The organism is Blastomonas sp. 34TW, from assembly GCF_059803595.1.
In genome coordinates this window covers 53,898-67,256 of the sequence record NZ_JAPFGW010000013.1, presented here as the reverse complement: position 1 = coordinate 67,256, position 13,359 = coordinate 53,898, and the positions used below count along the sequence as shown (strand labels likewise).

Here is a 13,359-nt window from a genome sequence, read left to right as displayed (position 1 = left end):
ATGTCCGTTAAGGTTACCCTGACCAATATCGAGCGCGCGACCGCTGCCTGGGGCGAGGACATGCCTGCCTGGGTGCGCCTGCTGGCCGGAGCCGCCGACGCAACCAACCAGCGCAAGGCGGGCGAGAAGATCAACCGCAACGCCAGCTATGTCAGCCGGATTCTCAACCGCGATTATGCGGGCAGCTATGAGGAGGCCGAACGCCTGGTCCGCGCGGCCTGGGGCAACGAAGACGTCCTCTGCCCGATCTGGAACGACAGCATCCCGCTTGCCTCCTGCATGAACAACCGCAGGCGGAAAGGTGCGCCGAAAAACACCTTCGAGCATCTCTACACCGTCAACTGCCCGCGCTGCCCGAACAACACCGACAGCCCGACCGAGGCGGTTGGCCAGGAGGCCGCGTCATGCGCCGCCTGACCGCCAAGATCGCCGAGCAGGGCTACAGCCCGCTGGGCTTCGTCCTGACGGTCATCCTGCCGACAGCGGCAGCGATCTTCCTTGGCACCGCGCTGATCGTGGTGACCGCACCGGCAGGAGCAGGCTCATGACCGCGCCGATCTGCACCGACTATCGCGCTGTCCAGAGTGAGCGCGGTTACCTCGTCCTCTACCGCAGCACCGGCGACAATGTCTGCCCAGGCTGCGGCGGTCGCCAATGGGAGGTCGGTCGCACCATGGCCGAATGCGCCCTGTGCGGCACCGCCATCCCGCTCGTCTCGCCCGACATCCCGACACCCACCGACTTTGAGCCTGAAAGGAACTGACCATGGCTGCTGCCCGCCGCAAGGCACCCACCCAAGTCGCCCCGCAGACGATCCAGGAAGCGACCGCGACCATCGACAAGTACATGGCCATGCAGGCCACCGTCGACCAGCTCAAGGCCGATGCCGATGCCTCGATCCAGCAGATCGAGGGCGCACGCGATGCCATGGTCGCGCCGCTCGAGCAGGCGCAGAAGGAACTGTTCAAGCAGCTGCACGCCTGGTGGGCCGTCGCCAAGGATCAGCTGACCGAGGGCAAGCGCAAGTCGATCGAGCTTGCTGGCGCGATCATCGGCGAGCGAACAAACACGCCGTCGCTGAAACTGCCCAAGGGCGTGAAGCAGGAAGACTTCATCGAGAAGATCCGCGCCGCGCTCGAGGCAAATGCCGAACCTTTCATCCGCACCAAGCTCGAGCTCGACAAGCAGGCGATCATCAAGACCCTGCGCAAGGGCGAGGACGACCCCATGGCGGAGCGTCTCGCTGCCCTGGGCGCGGGCGTCTCCCAGGCCGATCAGTTCTTCATCGATCGCGCCGGCAAGCGTGAGGCCGATCCCGAGCTGGTCGATGTCGAGGGAGGTGCAGCATGACCACCGCACCCGCCACTGGTGTCCCGATCAGCGTCGCCATCCGGCTGATGCGCGCGGCGATCGCTTCGGGCCCTGCTCAATCAATCTTCGATGAAAATGGCGATGAGGTGAAGAAGGCAGCAGGCATCGCGACCAAATATGTCAACGGCACGCCGATGATAATCCTGTCACTGGTCGAGGACGGCTCCCAGACCACGATGTGCATGGACTCCGACGCGATCGACCAGTTCTGCGACATGCTGGCGGATGCGGTGCGCTGGCACAATGCCGCCATCACGCAGGCAACCGGGAGCGTCAACTGATGTCGCGCCACAGCGCCAGCCTTCGCGAAGCCCAGGCTCTTGCTGCCCGTCTCGACCGCAGCGGCGACAAACGCTCCGCTGAAATCATTCGGGCACTGATCCGCAGCTTCCAGGCCAGCCGCACAACGAACCAGATTTTGCACCAGGACAATCTCGAGCTTCGCGGCGCGGGCGTTTTGGCACCGCAATCTCGAAAGATGGATTTCCGTCGATGACAGAGAACCAACTACGAACGCTCGACAACATCAGGGCCTTTTACGACGCACATGGTCGCGGTCCTGGCATCCGCGAGCTCATGGCGATTGAAGGCCTCAAATCGACCTCGGGGATCCACACGAGGATCCAGACGCTTGTCAAATACGGGTATCTGCGCAAGCTCGACGATTACCATGGTCGCTATGTGCCCGTAGAGGCACCGGTGGAAATCGACCTGAGGCCATACCCGACTCAGGCACTCGAAATGGAGCTTCAGCGGCGCGGGAAGCTCGCTGCAGATGTCAAAGCTCAAGGTAGCTCGGCATGACCGCCGCGTCCCGGCCCTCCCGCACGCGCCGCGCACCCGGTAGCGATCCGCGAACGCGCAAGATCCGCGCGATCATGGCCGCGTGCAATCGGCTCGGCCTGGACGAGGACGCTCGCCGCGATCGCATCGAGCAGGTAAGCGGCCAACGGTCGCTGTCCGGACTCAGCGATGGGCAGCTCGGCAAGCTGCTCGATGCGCTCAACGGCGGATGGAAGGCCGGACGCGCCGATCGTCCGCACCTGGGCAAGATCAAGGCGCTTTGGTGGAGCCTCTATTGGCTGGGCGAGATCGACGAGCCGGGCGACGCGGCGCTGGACAGCTTCGTGAATCGCCAGACCGGCCTCGCGGCGCTCCGCTTTGTCGACCATCGGCACTCGGCCTCGGTGATCGAGGGGCTGAAGGCCTGGGCGGCGCGCGTCGGCGTCCATTGGCCATGCCCTGCGGACATCCGCGCCATGGAGCTAACCATCCCCGATTATTCGCCCGCCCATGGCGAGCGGGTGGCCGTGATCGAGCGCCTGGCTGAGCTATGCGCCGACCGCGCCATGATGTTCCCGATCGAGCTGGCGCGGCTCGAGATCGGATCGCGGGCGAACCTGCACCACTGGTCCGTGCGCGAGATGGACGACGCCATCCGATTCCTGGGCCGCAAGTGGCGCGCGAAGATGCCGCGTCGCGACCAGAAGCCCCAGGCGGAGGGCTGATCGATGTCGGTCGCCTATTTCCCTGGTATGCGGCTTGAGGATCTGCCGATCCCGCGCGATGTCGCGATGACCCGGCGGTGGCCCGCTCAGCTCGTCGAGATGGCGGACCATATCGGTGCCTATCACGCTATGCGCATCGTCGAGCGCTTTGGCGGGCAGCAAATCTATGTCTCGGCCGATCCGGAACGAAACTGCCTGCGCGAGGTTCTGGACGCCAGGCTGACCCGCATCATGAGCCATGTCTATGGCCGACAGGAGATCGAGGTTCCTGTCGCCAGGGCAGCGCTCACGGAGGCACGCCGCGCGCCGGTGATTGCATCCGTGCGAAATGGCGATATGACTGTCGCCGAAGCAGCCCGGATCCTCGGCACCGCCAGGACCTATGTTTCGCAGCTCGTGAACCGGAGCCGGGAGGCTGCAGTCGCAGAGCCTTTGCGCCGCCCGAGCCTGCGCGACCCTCGCCAGATCGAGATGTTCGAACCCTGGGATGGCAAGCCCCTGTGAGCTGGCTCACCCCAAGTCGCGCGAGCTATCCCGCTTAGCAGTGCCTCATCGTTTTTCGATGAGGCCCATCCAATGCATTCCGCAATTCTCGCCAGCGCACAATCCGAATGCTGGAGCGTGCAGTCGTGAGCTGGTGGCAGATCATCCAGACCCTTTGGCCGATCGCCGCCACGATGACGCCACTGATCCTGCTGGGCGGCTTCGCCTGGCTGCAGACCAAGTTCCCATCGCGCGCGGACCTGAAGGAACATGAAACCGAGCTCAGGGACCTCACCGATCAGGTTTCAGGCCTCGTCACGCGCATCACGACCAACGAAAACCGCATCGACAATGTGGTTCGCGATCTCGAGAGGGAGCCGACCCGGGCAAGCCTCGCCAACTCCATCTCCGACATTCGCGACCGGCTCGGCTCGGTGGAATCGTCCGTCAGGGCGATGCAACACCAGCTCGAAACACAGAACGACTATTTGCACACGCTGGTCCAGCAAGGACTCGGCAAATCATGATCGCGCCCGCCATCCGTCCGCTGGTGCGCCGCGCCATTATCGATCTGCTGGCCGAGATCGGCGGCGAGCATAATGATCACCACCTCGCCACGCTGCTGGCCGAGGTCGGTCACCGCGTCGCGCGGCGCGACGTTGCCGAAGAGCTGCGCTGGCTGGCCAACGAGGGCTTTGTCCGGGTCGAGGAGGTGCCGCGTTACCTGCTCGCCGAGATCCTTCCCGACGGCGAGGATGTCGCGGCCAGCCGCCTGATCGTCGACGGCATCTACCGCCACAGAACAGGCCGCTGACATGGCCCGCTGGTCTTCCGTCGAGGAACTGCCGGCAGACGTCCAGGACGAGCTGGACGAGGCCGTGAAACGCAAGTTCACCACCGATGCACTGGTCGAGCTGGCCGCCAGCCACGGCCACCAGATCGCGCGATCGTCGATGGGCCGATGGGCCAAGCGCCGCCGCGACTGGCACCGCGTGGTGGAGCGCGAAAAGGCCGTGCGCGGTATGGCGGAAGTCGTCGACAGCGAGTTCGGCGATGAGAACGAAAAGCGCAACCGGATGCTGCTGCATCTGGCGCGCAACAACCTCTCGATCATCGCGGCGCGCATGGGCGGCGAGGAAAAGCTCGAGCTGGGCGACGCCATGGGCCTCATCAAGGCGCTGAAGGACCTTGTCGTCGCCGACAAGCTCGATGCCGAGCGCGAGCGTGCCATCCGCCTCGAACAGAACCAGCGCGCCGCCAAGGAAGCCGAGGGCGAGCTGCGCAGCCGTGGTGCCACCGAAGAAACCATCCTGGCCGTGAAGACCAAGCTGCTCGGCCTCAAAGCCTGAAGGGAGAAAGACCGTGAGTGAAGCTATCAGCGCCGACGATCAGCTCCGCCTGTTCATCGAACGCATCGAGCGGCTCGAGGAAGAGCGAAAGGGCGTCGCTGACGATATCCGCGACACCTACAACGAGGCGAAGGCGCAGGGTTACGACGCCAAGATCATGCGCCAGATCGTCCAGCTGCGCCGGATGGAGCCGCATGATCGGCAGGAAATGGCTGCGATCCTGGACACCTACAAGGCCGCACTGGGCCTGGGATGACTGTTCTGTTCGGTCCCTTTCTGAATCAGCTCGAAGGCGGGTTCATGGCGCGCTGTCCCGGCTGCAGCGAGGTGCATTACATTCCGGTAAGCAAGCCTCTGGCGAATGGCGCGGCGTGGTCTTTCAATGGCAACGCCGATGCGCCGACGTTTGCACCAAGTTTGCTGATCCGGACAGGCCGAGCCGTCGACCCCAACTTCGTGCGCGAAGAGGGTGATCCACCTGACGTCTGCCATAGCTTCATCCGTAATGGCCGGTGGGAGTTCTGCGGGGACAGCACTCATCATCTCGCCGGTCAAACCGTGCCCATGCTCCCATGGAGTGAGGATGCATGAACGAACCACACCGCATCGTTGCTGGCCTGAGCGCGAACGGACCCGGCGACATAGCCTCGCTGGCGTTCGCGATCGCACAGGACGCCAAGCCCTTCGGCTTTCGCGTCCTGGCGATCAAATCCTCGCGCGCGGTCAAGGCGGCAAATGCGGCGCGGGGCTCGCGCACCAAATATGTGCACCTGGCCGACAAGCTTGAGCGATGCTGGATCATCCGGGTGTCGGACCATTATCGGCCCCGCCGCGCAGTTCATCACCCATTGCACTTTGATCTGGTCGCGCTCGATGGCAAGTCGGGCCAGGCCGACGTCCGCGACTGGCTGGCATCGGTTGCCAGGGGCGAAGTCGCCTGGGTGCAGCCCATCATTTTCCAGAACGTCCGCAAGTCGCGCCAGCGCTGGAAAGGTCGCCGGCAATGAGCGCCAAGGTCGGCTCGCTCGCGCCGCTGGATGATCTGCCCTCGCTGCTGATGCCGTATCAGGTCGAGGCGATCCAGCTAAGCGCCGAAAACCAGCTGTTCGTGAGCGAGAAATCGCGCCGAACCGGCCTGACCTATGCATTCGCAGCCGATGCTGTCCTCACGGCGGCTCCGGCCCAGGGCGGGCAAGATTTCTTCTACATCGCCTACAACAAGGACATGACCCGCGAGTTCATCGGCTATTGCGCCGAGTTCCTCCAGGCATTCGACCAGCTGGCGGTCGAGCCGAAGGAGTTCCTGCATAACGATGGCTCGGACGAAGGCATCAACGCCTTCCGGATCGATCTGCCCTCCGGCCACAAGATCGTCGCGCTGTCGTCCAAGCCGCGATCGCTGCGCGGTATGCAGGGCAAGGTGCTGATCGATGAAGCGGCCTTCCATGACCAATTCCAGGACCTGCTCGACGCGGCGATGGCGCTCACCATGTGGGGCGGCAGCGTCGTCGTCATCTCCACGCACAACGGCGCGGACAATGCCTATAACGAATTGATCGAGGATATCCGCAGCGGCAAGCGCGAAGGCGTCGTCCAGCGGGTGACCCTCAAAGATGCCCTGCGCCAGGGCCTTTTCCAGCGCATCTGCCTGCGCACCGGCCAGAAATGGTCGCCCGAGGCCGAGGCGGCATGGGAAGCATCGCTGCGCAAGCGCTATGGCGCTGCTGCCGAGCAGGAACTGGACGTCATCCCGTCGCGCGGCTCGGGCATCTATCTTGCCCGCGCGACGATCGAACTGGCCATGTCACACGAGCTGCCCGTCATCCGCCTAGCTTGCCCGGATGGCTTTGAGCGCCATGACGACGAATATCGCACCAGCTGGATCACCGAGTTCCTGGAACGCGAGGTTGCGCCCTGGCTGCTGGATTTCGACCCGACCCGCCCGACCTATTTTGGCCAGGACTTTGCCCGCAACGGCGACGTATCACCGGTCGTCTTCGGCCAGCGAGACGAAAGCATGCGCCGCGTTGCGCGCTTCCTGCTCGAAATGCGCAACGTGCCCTTCAAGGACCAGGAGCTGATCCTCAACTGGATCATCTCGCGCGTGCCGATGTTCGCCTGCGGCAAGATGGATGCGCGTGGCAACGGCTCGGCGCTGGCCGAGGCGATGCAACAGCGCTGGGGCTTTGACCGCGTCGAGGCCGTCCAGACCTCCGAAAAGACCTATCTCGCCTTCATGCCCAAGCTGCGCGCGGCGATCGAGGATCGCATGCTGCTCATCCCCTGGGATGAGGGCGTGATGGACGATCTGCGCATGATCAAGCTTGTGCGCGGCATCCCGATGATTCCGGATCGCGGCAAGGTCAGCAAGGCCGATGGCGATAGCGGCAAGCGCCACGGCGACGATGCGATCGCGCTGATGCACTTCGTGGCGGCATCCGATGAGAATATCGGCCCGATGGAATTCTACTCGGCGGGCCAGCGCAGCACCCAGATGGCCCCAGGGCCTGTCTCCTCGCGCGGGTTCGGCACTGCCGGTCGCCGCGCCGGATTTGTGAGGTAACGACCATGGCCCGCAGGCCCAGACCATTTTCCGCCAGCACCACCCGCGCGATCGCGCGTCGGACCAGCGAGCCGACAGGCACCATGCAGGCGCTGATGCGCCCGATCGCCACGACGTCGGACGGGCGCGACATCACCAAGCCGTTCGTCAGCGGCCTGCAGCAGCCGCGCGATCCGCGTATCAGCATGGCGATCGATTGGGGCGTCTACGACGTCATCCTGGAAGACGACCAGGTCATGTCGACACTGCAGCAGCGCATAGGCGCGGTTGTGTCGCGCAACTGGAACGTGCTGCCGGGTGACGAGGACGATCCCCGATCGGTCGAGGCGGCGGAAAGGCTCAGCGAGAACATCGATCGGATCGGGTGGGACCGCGTCACCCGCAAGATGCTGTTTGCGACCTTCTACGGCTATTCGGTCGCAGAATGCCTGTGGGAGGTCCGCGACGGCCTGTTTCAGTTCGCGGATCTGCGCGTGCGCCATGCCCGCCGCTTCCGCTATGACGATGCCGGCAATCTCCGGCTGATCACGCGCGTCAACTGGAATGGCGAGACGCTGCCCGATCGCAAGTTCTGGGTGGCGACCGCTGGCGCCAGCGACGATGACGAGATCTACGGGCGCGGTCTGGCCGAATGGCTATATTGGCCGACGCTGTTCAAGCGCAACGGCCTGCGCTTCTGGAACAACTTCCTCGACAAGTTCGGCGCGCCAACTGCCATCGGCAAATATCCTGCCGGCACGCCGCAGCACCAGGTCAACAATCTGCTCGCCGCGCTCCGGGCGATCCAGACCGATACCGGCATCGCCATCCCAGACCGCATGGTCATCGATCTGCTGCAGGTCGCCAAGAGCGGCGTGGCGGACTACGAGCAGCTTTGCCGCTACATGGACGAGTGCATCGCTAAGGTGGTGCTCAGCCAGACCATGACCACCCAGGACGGCTCCTCGCGCAGCCAGGCCGAGGTGCATGCCGACGTGAAGCTGGAAGTGGTGAAGTCGGACGCGGATCTGCTGTCCGACAGCTTCAACCTTGGCCCGGCCCGCTGGTGGACCGATTTCAACTATGGCCCCGATGTCGCTTCACCGCGCGTGATGCGCGATGTCGAGGCGGAGACCAACACCAAGCTCGAGGCGGAGACCGATGGGCTGCTGAAGGTACTGGGCTGGGAGCGTGATGACGAGAGCTTCCAGGACACCTATGGCGATGGCTATGTCCGCGTGAAGCAGGCCGAGCCGCCAACGCCAAATCCGGCCGATCCGGATCCCGCCGCCGATCAGCAGCTGCTGCTCGAGGACAACCGCCGCGAGCCGCTCCAGCCGGTTACCGAGTTCGCAGCCGACGATCCGCGCCCGCTCTACGTCCACCGCAAGCTGCTCAACGCCGACAAGCTCGTTGCATGGGCCAGGAAACAGGGCTTCAGGACGGTGGTCGATCCCGCCGAAATGCATGTCACCGTGGCCTATTCGAAGAAGCCGGTGAACTGGTTCAGCATGGGCGACGATTTCGGATTCTACCGAGAGCCGTTGCGCGTCATGCCGGGTGGCCCGCGCGTCGTCGATCGCCTGGGCGACCAGGGCGCAGTGGTACTGCATTTCTGGGACGGCTATCTCGCCAACCGCCACCGCACCATGCGCGAGGCCGGCGCGAGCTGGGATTTCCCGACCTATCTGCCGCACGTCACCTTCACCTATGACCCCGGCGAGGTCGATCTGGCCGAGGTCGAGCCGTTCACCGGCGAGCTGCTGTTCGGCCCGGAGATCTTCGAGCCGATCGATGACGATTGGTCCAGCGGCATCCGCAGCGTCGACCTGGCCGAGGGCGATCCGGACTATGTCGAGCAGACGCCCGAAAATGCGCTGATCGACGAGCTGATCGCCGCCGAGGACGATCGCGTCAGCGCTGCGATGACCGGCTCGATCTTCACCCGCATCGCTGCCGCCGCCACCGCCGATGAGCTGCTCAAGCTGCTCGATACCGAGGCGACCGCGCTGATGAACGACGCTCCGCTCCGCGAGAGCATCGAGCGCGCCGCGTTCGCCCTGCGCCTGGCCGAAGAGAACCGGGAGGGCCAGGCGGAATGAGCATCGGCTATCTCTTGACTTTCCTGGGCGCATATTCGCGCAGATCTACAGCGTCGGTGCGGGGCCGGCGCCGCAAGCGCGACATCGTCCATGTCACGACTGCAGAGCCGCTGAGCAAGCGCGCGAAACGCCGCGCGCGTGGTAAGGGCAAGGGTCGCAAATGACCCGCGCCACCCAGCCTCAGATCGCCTATGCTCTCGGGATGGTGGAAGGCCTGACGCGGCAGTTGCCCGCGATCAGCGTCATCTATTCAGTGCAGATGCAGCTCGGCGATGGCTGGACCAAACAGGGCGAAGACGCCTTCACCTTCCGCCTCGCTGGCATCTCCGCTACCTGTGAGCCAACGCACCTGGATGCACCCTCCGAAGCCCTGCGAAACTGGCAACGCGCCGCGCGTGAGCGGCTTGGATGGGAGTGCGTGTCATGATCGATAAACAGCTACTGCTCAAGATCAGGAAGTGCCTGCAATTGGCCAGATCGGCCAATGAGCATGAGGCCGCAGCGGCACTCGCAAAGGCCCGCGAACTCATGGAAGTTTACGGCATTTCGGTAGACGATCTGGCGATGGCGGAGATCGAGGAGGCAACGGCCCGATCCACCCGCAACATTCGCCCGTCCGTCTGGGAATGTCATCTGAACGCCGCTGTCAATCGTGCGCTTGGCACCATTTCGTTTCTCGATGGTGCCGGAGACCGTGTGTTCGTTGGCCGTGGCCCCACGCCGACAATCGCCTCCTACGCATTCACCATGCTGTTCCGGCAGCTCAAGATCGCGCGCAGCGAATACATTCGCATCAAGCTGAAACGCTGCAAGCCTGGTCGCAAGCGCCAGCGCGCGGACGTGTTTTCGCAAGGCTGGGCATGGGGCGTGGTCCAGAAGGTCAAGGACATCGCGCCTGAGCGCCAGGAAGACCCTGCGATCGAGCGTTGGCTGGCGGTGCAGCACCCCGGCCTGGTGTCGGTTGGCGCGCGCAGTGCGGCTGTGAAGGGTCAGGCTCTCAGCAACGATTGGTGGCAGGGCCATCAAAGCGCTGGCGATGTCACTCTGAACCACGGCGTGAGCGGCTCTGCTGGTCCCGCCTTGCTGGGGCAGGCAGCATGAGCGACCGCAGCATTCTATTCAGCGCCCCAATGGTGGACGCACTGCTGGCAGGTCGCAAGACCCAGACGCGGCGGGTCTTAAAACTGACCGGCTATCGGCGGTTCAGTGAGTTCGGCCCTAGCGACACTCCCGGTTACGACTGGCACTTTCGCCGGGAAGATGGCTGTTGGTGCGACTTCCGTCATGACCATTTGCCGGTCCATTACAAAGTCGGCGATCGGCTATGGGTCCGCGAGGCATGGCGCACCAGCAAGGTCGCCGACGAATTGAAGCCGAGCCAGATGGTTGGCGGTGGCTATACTCCGGTCTGGTACGAGAATGATCGCGACAACTGCGATGTTCACGGACGATATCGCCACGCCCGCCATATGCCGAAATGGGCCAGCCGCCTCACCCTGACTGTCACCGATGTTCGTGTCGAGCGGCTGCAGGACATTAGCGAGGCGGGTGCAATTGCAGAGGGTTGGCCAGCTGGATTGGTGTTCCCGATCGACTGGTATCGCGATCTTTGGGACAGCATCAACGGCGAGGGCGCATGGGACGCTAACCCTTGGATCGCAGCGATCAGTTTCAGCGTGATTAGGGGCAACATCAATGTCGTCGGCTGATCTCACCAACGCCCTACCCACCGATGACGATATCCTTGCCGTAATCAGCGAACGGGGAGGCCCCATCATGACCTATGTCATCAAAAACTGGCTCCGATCGAAAGGCTTCCGGGTGGAGACCCCATGGGTCTTGCGACAGATGAAGCGGCTTGAACGAGCCAGCCGGGTGCAGCGCGTGCCGGCTCCTTACGCCGTCCACATATCCTGGACGATCGCGGCGTGACGAGCCCCTTCGCCCATCTCCCGATGTTCGGCTTCGAAATCATCTATGCCGATCCGCCTTGGAGCTTCGACAACTGGTCGGAAAAGGGCGAGGATCGCAATCCCAACCAGCATTATGACACCATGCCTTGGGAGGAGATCGCAGCGCTGCCAGTGGGCGAGCTGGCCAGCCGCAACTGCGCCTGCTTTCTGTGGGCCATTGATCCGCTGCTCGACAAAGCGTTCGAAACGCTGCGCCGCTGGGGCTTCCGCTATGCGACGGTCGGGTTCACCTGGGCAAAGCTCAACCCGTCGGGCGAAGGCTATGCCATGAGCACCGGCTATTACACCCGCGCCAACCCGGAAATCTGCCTGCTCGGCATGACCGGCAGCCTGCCGCGCCTTGATGCCGGCGTCCGCCAGCTGGTCGTCGAGCCGCGCCGCGAACACAGCCGCAAGCCCGATCGCATCGCCGACGACATTGTCCGCCTGTTCGGCGATCGCCCGCGCATCGAGCTGTTCGCCAGGACTAAGCGGCCTGGCTGGGAAGCATGGGGCAACCAGGTCGAGAAGTTTGGAGGTGTGTCATGAGCTTTATTCATTGGGATCCCGAGCGCACACTGCTCAAGAAATACAGCGCCAGCACGACGAGTGGGCCACGCGGGAAAACCGTCATTCGGATCGAGCTTGAAACCTCCGATTCCTATTCGCTGGCGAGCCTTCTCGAGAGCTTGGCTGAGATCGAAACGGAGCAACACCGAGCGAAGGAAAGGGCGAAAGCACCGTCAAAAAAGGCCAAGGCTATGCTGGCATTGCCAGCGCCTCAGTCGCAGCTGACGGATGGGCGGAACCCCTTTGATGCCTGAGCTTCGCCCAACCATGTATCTTAGCCCGGAGAACACCGTTCGGGTCTGGCAGGAGCGGCAGGAGCTGCGCCCGACCGTGCGCTGGTCGGAGATGATGCACGAGGAGCATTCGCGGGCCTTCACCGTGGCCAAGATCGCCAAGCTCGATTTGCTCGCCTCTGTCCAGAAATCGCTCGACAAGGTGATCCGCGATGGCGGCACGTTCGAAACCTGGAAGGCGAACATCCTGCCGGAGCTGAAGCGCGCAGGCTGGTGGGGCGAGGTCTCCGACCCGGCGCTCACCGGCACCGACCAGACCATCATCGTAAATGATCGCCGTCTCCGCACGATCTACCGCACCAACATCCGGATGAGCATAGCTGCAGGCCGCTGGCGGCGTTTCCAGGCTCAGAAGGAACTGTTCCCTTATCTCCGCTACCGGTCGGATCATCCGCGCAAGAAGCCGCGCCAGGACCATCTGAGCTGGCACGGCATCATCCTGCCGGTCGATCACCCCTGGTGGCAGGAGCATTTCCCGCCCAATGGCTGGGGCTGCAACTGCCTTCCTGAGCAGGTCTCCGATGGCATGCTGAAGCGGCGCGGATGGAAGGTGACGACCGATCTCCCGCCATCTGCGCGTGAGCGCTTCTATCCTGCCGGTAGCACCGATCCGATCATGGTGCCCAAGGGCATCGACCCCGGCTTCAGCTACAATCCTGGCACCGCGCACCTGCGCGCGATCGCTGACAAGGCACTCGACTCGGTCGAGGAGGCTGCCCAGGCAGGGCTGACAAATGCCGCGCAGCAGACCATCCGCGAGATCGTCGCGGATCCCGCGTTCGACCAGTTTGCGGCCTTGCCCGATCAGCCTTTTCCAATCGCCGCGCTCACGGCAGACCAGGCGGCTGCTGTCGGCGCGACAGCCCGAACGGTGCGCTTCTCGCCGCAGACGTTGGAAAAGCAGAAGCGCCGCCACGCCGAGCTCACGATCGCCGATTATCGCCTGCTGCCGGAGATCATCAGCAATCCTGCTCACGCACTGCGCGAGGACGATCGTAAGGTGCGGTTGCTGTGGGAATCGGATGGACAATGGTGGCACGCCACCGTCAAGGCTACCGAGGAAGGCGACGAGCTCTACGTGCTGAGCATGCATCGCCTTCGGATCGATGACGTCTCGTCGCTTGTGAGCCGGTTTGCTGCGATCCTGGAGTGGTTCGGTGCGCGGTAAGGACTGCCGATTCCCTTACAC

Annotated in this window: 25 protein-coding genes; all 25 read left to right on the top strand. The window is 63.8% G+C overall.

The features are described from left to right. The gene (locus OPU69_RS15970; RefSeq protein ID WP_498512383.1) at positions 1 to 417 is read left to right on the top strand and encodes a hypothetical protein; all 417 of its coding nucleotides are present in this window, start codon (positions 1 to 3) and stop codon (positions 415 to 417) included. Next, positions 405 to 548: a hypothetical protein gene (locus tag OPU69_RS15965; protein WP_498512381.1), complete on the top strand. Its 144-nt coding sequence runs from the start codon at positions 405 to 407 to the stop codon at positions 546 to 548. The genes OPU69_RS15970 and OPU69_RS15965 overlap by 13 nt, the downstream gene beginning before the upstream one ends. After that, positions 545 to 763: a hypothetical protein gene (locus tag OPU69_RS15960; protein ID WP_498512379.1), complete on the top strand. Its 219-nt coding sequence runs from the start codon at positions 545 to 547 to the stop codon at positions 761 to 763. Before OPU69_RS15965 ends, OPU69_RS15960 begins: the two co-directional genes overlap by 4 nt. 2 nt (positions 764 to 765) lie before the next feature. Next, positions 766 to 1,350, top strand: a complete 585-nt coding sequence (locus OPU69_RS15955) for a host-nuclease inhibitor Gam family protein (RefSeq protein WP_498512377.1) — start codon at positions 766 to 768, stop codon at positions 1,348 to 1,350. Then, positions 1,347 to 1,652, top strand: a complete 306-nt coding sequence (locus tag OPU69_RS15950; protein ID WP_498512375.1) for a hypothetical protein — start codon at positions 1,347 to 1,349, stop codon at positions 1,650 to 1,652. The genes OPU69_RS15955 and OPU69_RS15950 overlap by 4 nt, the downstream gene beginning before the upstream one ends. Then, positions 1,652 to 1,867 (top strand): hypothetical protein, encoded by a 216-nt coding sequence (locus tag OPU69_RS15945; RefSeq protein ID WP_498512373.1) that lies wholly within the window; start codon positions 1,652 to 1,654, stop codon positions 1,865 to 1,867. The genes OPU69_RS15950 and OPU69_RS15945 overlap by 1 nt, the downstream gene beginning before the upstream one ends. Further along, complete coding sequence (locus tag OPU69_RS15940) at positions 1,864 to 2,175, top strand: LexA family protein (protein ID WP_498512371.1); 312 nt, start codon at positions 1,864 to 1,866, stop codon at positions 2,173 to 2,175. Before OPU69_RS15945 ends, OPU69_RS15940 begins: the two co-directional genes overlap by 4 nt. Then, on the top strand, positions 2,172 to 2,879 hold the full coding sequence (locus OPU69_RS15935; protein ID WP_498512369.1) for a regulatory protein GemA: 708 nt from the start codon (positions 2,172 to 2,174) through the stop codon (positions 2,877 to 2,879). Before OPU69_RS15940 ends, OPU69_RS15935 begins: the two co-directional genes overlap by 4 nt. A 3-nt stretch (positions 2,880 to 2,882) precedes the next feature. Beyond that, positions 2,883 to 3,383 carry a hypothetical protein gene (locus OPU69_RS15930; protein ID WP_498512367.1) on the top strand — a complete coding sequence of 167 codons (501 nt, stop codon included), beginning with the start codon at positions 2,883 to 2,885 and terminating at the stop codon, positions 3,381 to 3,383. A gap of 107 nt (positions 3,384 to 3,490) precedes the next feature. After that, positions 3,491 to 3,889: a hypothetical protein gene (locus tag OPU69_RS15925; RefSeq protein ID WP_498512365.1), complete on the top strand. Its 399-nt coding sequence runs from the start codon at positions 3,491 to 3,493 to the stop codon at positions 3,887 to 3,889. Then, positions 3,886 to 4,176, top strand: coding sequence for a hypothetical protein (locus OPU69_RS15920; protein WP_446653079.1), 291 nt, complete (start codon positions 3,886 to 3,888; stop codon positions 4,174 to 4,176). The genes OPU69_RS15925 and OPU69_RS15920 overlap by 4 nt, the downstream gene beginning before the upstream one ends. Position 4,177: 1 nt before the next feature. Beyond that, positions 4,178 to 4,711, top strand: a complete 534-nt coding sequence (locus tag OPU69_RS15915) for a phage protein Gp27 family protein (RefSeq protein ID WP_446653078.1) — start codon at positions 4,178 to 4,180, stop codon at positions 4,709 to 4,711. 13 nt (positions 4,712 to 4,724) lie between these two features. Beyond that, positions 4,725 to 4,967: a DUF2312 domain-containing protein gene (locus tag OPU69_RS15910; RefSeq protein ID WP_446653077.1), complete on the top strand. Its 243-nt coding sequence runs from the start codon at positions 4,725 to 4,727 to the stop codon at positions 4,965 to 4,967. Further along, positions 4,964 to 5,302, top strand: coding sequence for a ubiquitination-like system serine protease family protein (locus OPU69_RS15905; protein WP_498512362.1), 339 nt, complete (start codon positions 4,964 to 4,966; stop codon positions 5,300 to 5,302). The genes OPU69_RS15910 and OPU69_RS15905 overlap by 4 nt, the downstream gene beginning before the upstream one ends. Next, positions 5,299 to 5,718, top strand: coding sequence for a hypothetical protein (locus OPU69_RS15900; protein WP_498512360.1), 420 nt, complete (start codon positions 5,299 to 5,301; stop codon positions 5,716 to 5,718). The genes OPU69_RS15905 and OPU69_RS15900 overlap by 4 nt, the downstream gene beginning before the upstream one ends. Continuing rightward, entirely contained in the window at positions 5,715 to 7,274 is a 1,560-nt protein-coding gene (locus OPU69_RS15895; RefSeq protein WP_498512358.1) for a terminase large subunit domain-containing protein, read from the top strand. The genes OPU69_RS15900 and OPU69_RS15895 overlap by 4 nt, the downstream gene beginning before the upstream one ends. Before the next feature lie 5 nt (positions 7,275 to 7,279). Next, complete coding sequence (locus OPU69_RS15890; RefSeq protein WP_498512356.1) at positions 7,280 to 9,355, top strand: phage portal protein family protein; 2,076 nt, start codon at positions 7,280 to 7,282, stop codon at positions 9,353 to 9,355. Beyond that, on the top strand, positions 9,352 to 9,519 hold the full coding sequence (locus OPU69_RS15885; protein ID WP_498512354.1) for a hypothetical protein: 168 nt from the start codon (positions 9,352 to 9,354) through the stop codon (positions 9,517 to 9,519). Before OPU69_RS15890 ends, OPU69_RS15885 begins: the two co-directional genes overlap by 4 nt. Continuing rightward, entirely contained in the window at positions 9,516 to 9,782 is a 267-nt protein-coding gene (locus tag OPU69_RS15880) for a hypothetical protein (protein ID WP_498512352.1), read from the top strand. Before OPU69_RS15885 ends, OPU69_RS15880 begins: the two co-directional genes overlap by 4 nt. Next, complete coding sequence (locus tag OPU69_RS15875) at positions 9,779 to 10,456, top strand: DUF7168 domain-containing protein (protein ID WP_498512350.1); 678 nt, start codon at positions 9,779 to 9,781, stop codon at positions 10,454 to 10,456. The genes OPU69_RS15880 and OPU69_RS15875 overlap by 4 nt, the downstream gene beginning before the upstream one ends. Next, a complete protein-coding gene (locus tag OPU69_RS15870; protein WP_498512348.1) occupies positions 10,453 to 11,064 on the top strand; it encodes a hypothetical protein in 612 nt (203 codons plus the stop codon). Before OPU69_RS15875 ends, OPU69_RS15870 begins: the two co-directional genes overlap by 4 nt. 67 nt (positions 11,065 to 11,131) lie before the next feature. Continuing rightward, a complete protein-coding gene (locus tag OPU69_RS15865) occupies positions 11,132 to 11,287 on the top strand; it encodes a hypothetical protein (protein ID WP_498512346.1) in 156 nt (51 codons plus the stop codon). Then, positions 11,284 to 11,856 carry an MT-A70 family methyltransferase gene (locus OPU69_RS15860; protein ID WP_498512344.1) on the top strand — a complete coding sequence of 191 codons (573 nt, stop codon included), beginning with the start codon at positions 11,284 to 11,286 and terminating at the stop codon, positions 11,854 to 11,856. The genes OPU69_RS15865 and OPU69_RS15860 overlap by 4 nt, the downstream gene beginning before the upstream one ends. Next, complete coding sequence (locus OPU69_RS15855) at positions 11,853 to 12,131, top strand: hypothetical protein (protein ID WP_498512342.1); 279 nt, start codon at positions 11,853 to 11,855, stop codon at positions 12,129 to 12,131. The genes OPU69_RS15860 and OPU69_RS15855 overlap by 4 nt, the downstream gene beginning before the upstream one ends. After that, the gene (locus OPU69_RS15850) at positions 12,124 to 13,338 is read left to right on the top strand and encodes a phage head morphogenesis protein (RefSeq protein WP_498512340.1); all 1,215 of its coding nucleotides are present in this window, start codon (positions 12,124 to 12,126) and stop codon (positions 13,336 to 13,338) included. Before OPU69_RS15855 ends, OPU69_RS15850 begins: the two co-directional genes overlap by 8 nt. Positions 13,339 to 13,359 lie beyond the last annotated feature (21 nt).

What these genes read in the sequence shown, in the direction of transcription:
- OPU69_RS15970 (WP_498512383.1), top strand. Translation starts at nt 1, where the DNA reads ATGTCCGTTAAGGTTACCCTGACCAATATCGAGCGCGCGACCGCTGCC.
- OPU69_RS15965 (WP_498512381.1), top strand. Translation starts at nt 405, where the DNA reads ATGCGCCGCCTGACCGCCAAGATCGCCGAGCAGGGCTACAGCCCGCTG.
- OPU69_RS15960 (WP_498512379.1), top strand. Translation starts at nt 545, where the DNA reads ATGACCGCGCCGATCTGCACCGACTATCGCGCTGTCCAGAGTGAGCGC.
- OPU69_RS15955 (WP_498512377.1), top strand. Translation starts at nt 766, where the DNA reads ATGGCTGCTGCCCGCCGCAAGGCACCCACCCAAGTCGCCCCGCAGACG.
- OPU69_RS15950 (WP_498512375.1), top strand. Translation starts at nt 1,347, where the DNA reads ATGACCACCGCACCCGCCACTGGTGTCCCGATCAGCGTCGCCATCCGG.
- OPU69_RS15945 (WP_498512373.1), top strand. Translation starts at nt 1,652, where the DNA reads ATGTCGCGCCACAGCGCCAGCCTTCGCGAAGCCCAGGCTCTTGCTGCC.
- OPU69_RS15940 (WP_498512371.1), top strand. Translation starts at nt 1,864, where the DNA reads ATGACAGAGAACCAACTACGAACGCTCGACAACATCAGGGCCTTTTAC.
- OPU69_RS15935 (WP_498512369.1), top strand. Translation starts at nt 2,172, where the DNA reads ATGACCGCCGCGTCCCGGCCCTCCCGCACGCGCCGCGCACCCGGTAGC.
- OPU69_RS15930 (WP_498512367.1), top strand. Translation starts at nt 2,883, where the DNA reads ATGTCGGTCGCCTATTTCCCTGGTATGCGGCTTGAGGATCTGCCGATC.
- OPU69_RS15925 (WP_498512365.1), top strand. Translation starts at nt 3,491, where the DNA reads ATGCTGGAGCGTGCAGTCGTGAGCTGGTGGCAGATCATCCAGACCCTT.
- OPU69_RS15920 (WP_446653079.1), top strand. Translation starts at nt 3,886, where the DNA reads ATGATCGCGCCCGCCATCCGTCCGCTGGTGCGCCGCGCCATTATCGAT.
- OPU69_RS15915 (WP_446653078.1), top strand. Translation starts at nt 4,178, where the DNA reads ATGGCCCGCTGGTCTTCCGTCGAGGAACTGCCGGCAGACGTCCAGGAC.
- OPU69_RS15905 (WP_498512362.1), top strand. Translation starts at nt 4,964, where the DNA reads ATGACTGTTCTGTTCGGTCCCTTTCTGAATCAGCTCGAAGGCGGGTTC.
- OPU69_RS15900 (WP_498512360.1), top strand. Translation starts at nt 5,299, where the DNA reads ATGAACGAACCACACCGCATCGTTGCTGGCCTGAGCGCGAACGGACCC.
- OPU69_RS15895 (WP_498512358.1), top strand. Translation starts at nt 5,715, where the DNA reads ATGAGCGCCAAGGTCGGCTCGCTCGCGCCGCTGGATGATCTGCCCTCG.
- OPU69_RS15890 (WP_498512356.1), top strand. Translation starts at nt 7,280, where the DNA reads ATGGCCCGCAGGCCCAGACCATTTTCCGCCAGCACCACCCGCGCGATC.
- OPU69_RS15885 (WP_498512354.1), top strand. Translation starts at nt 9,352, where the DNA reads ATGAGCATCGGCTATCTCTTGACTTTCCTGGGCGCATATTCGCGCAGA.
- OPU69_RS15880 (WP_498512352.1), top strand. Translation starts at nt 9,516, where the DNA reads ATGACCCGCGCCACCCAGCCTCAGATCGCCTATGCTCTCGGGATGGTG.
- OPU69_RS15875 (WP_498512350.1), top strand. Translation starts at nt 9,779, where the DNA reads ATGATCGATAAACAGCTACTGCTCAAGATCAGGAAGTGCCTGCAATTG.
- OPU69_RS15870 (WP_498512348.1), top strand. Translation starts at nt 10,453, where the DNA reads ATGAGCGACCGCAGCATTCTATTCAGCGCCCCAATGGTGGACGCACTG.
- OPU69_RS15865 (WP_498512346.1), top strand. Translation starts at nt 11,132, where the DNA reads ATGACCTATGTCATCAAAAACTGGCTCCGATCGAAAGGCTTCCGGGTG.
- OPU69_RS15855 (WP_498512342.1), top strand. Translation starts at nt 11,853, where the DNA reads ATGAGCTTTATTCATTGGGATCCCGAGCGCACACTGCTCAAGAAATAC.
- OPU69_RS15850 (WP_498512340.1), top strand. Translation starts at nt 12,124, where the DNA reads ATGCCTGAGCTTCGCCCAACCATGTATCTTAGCCCGGAGAACACCGTT.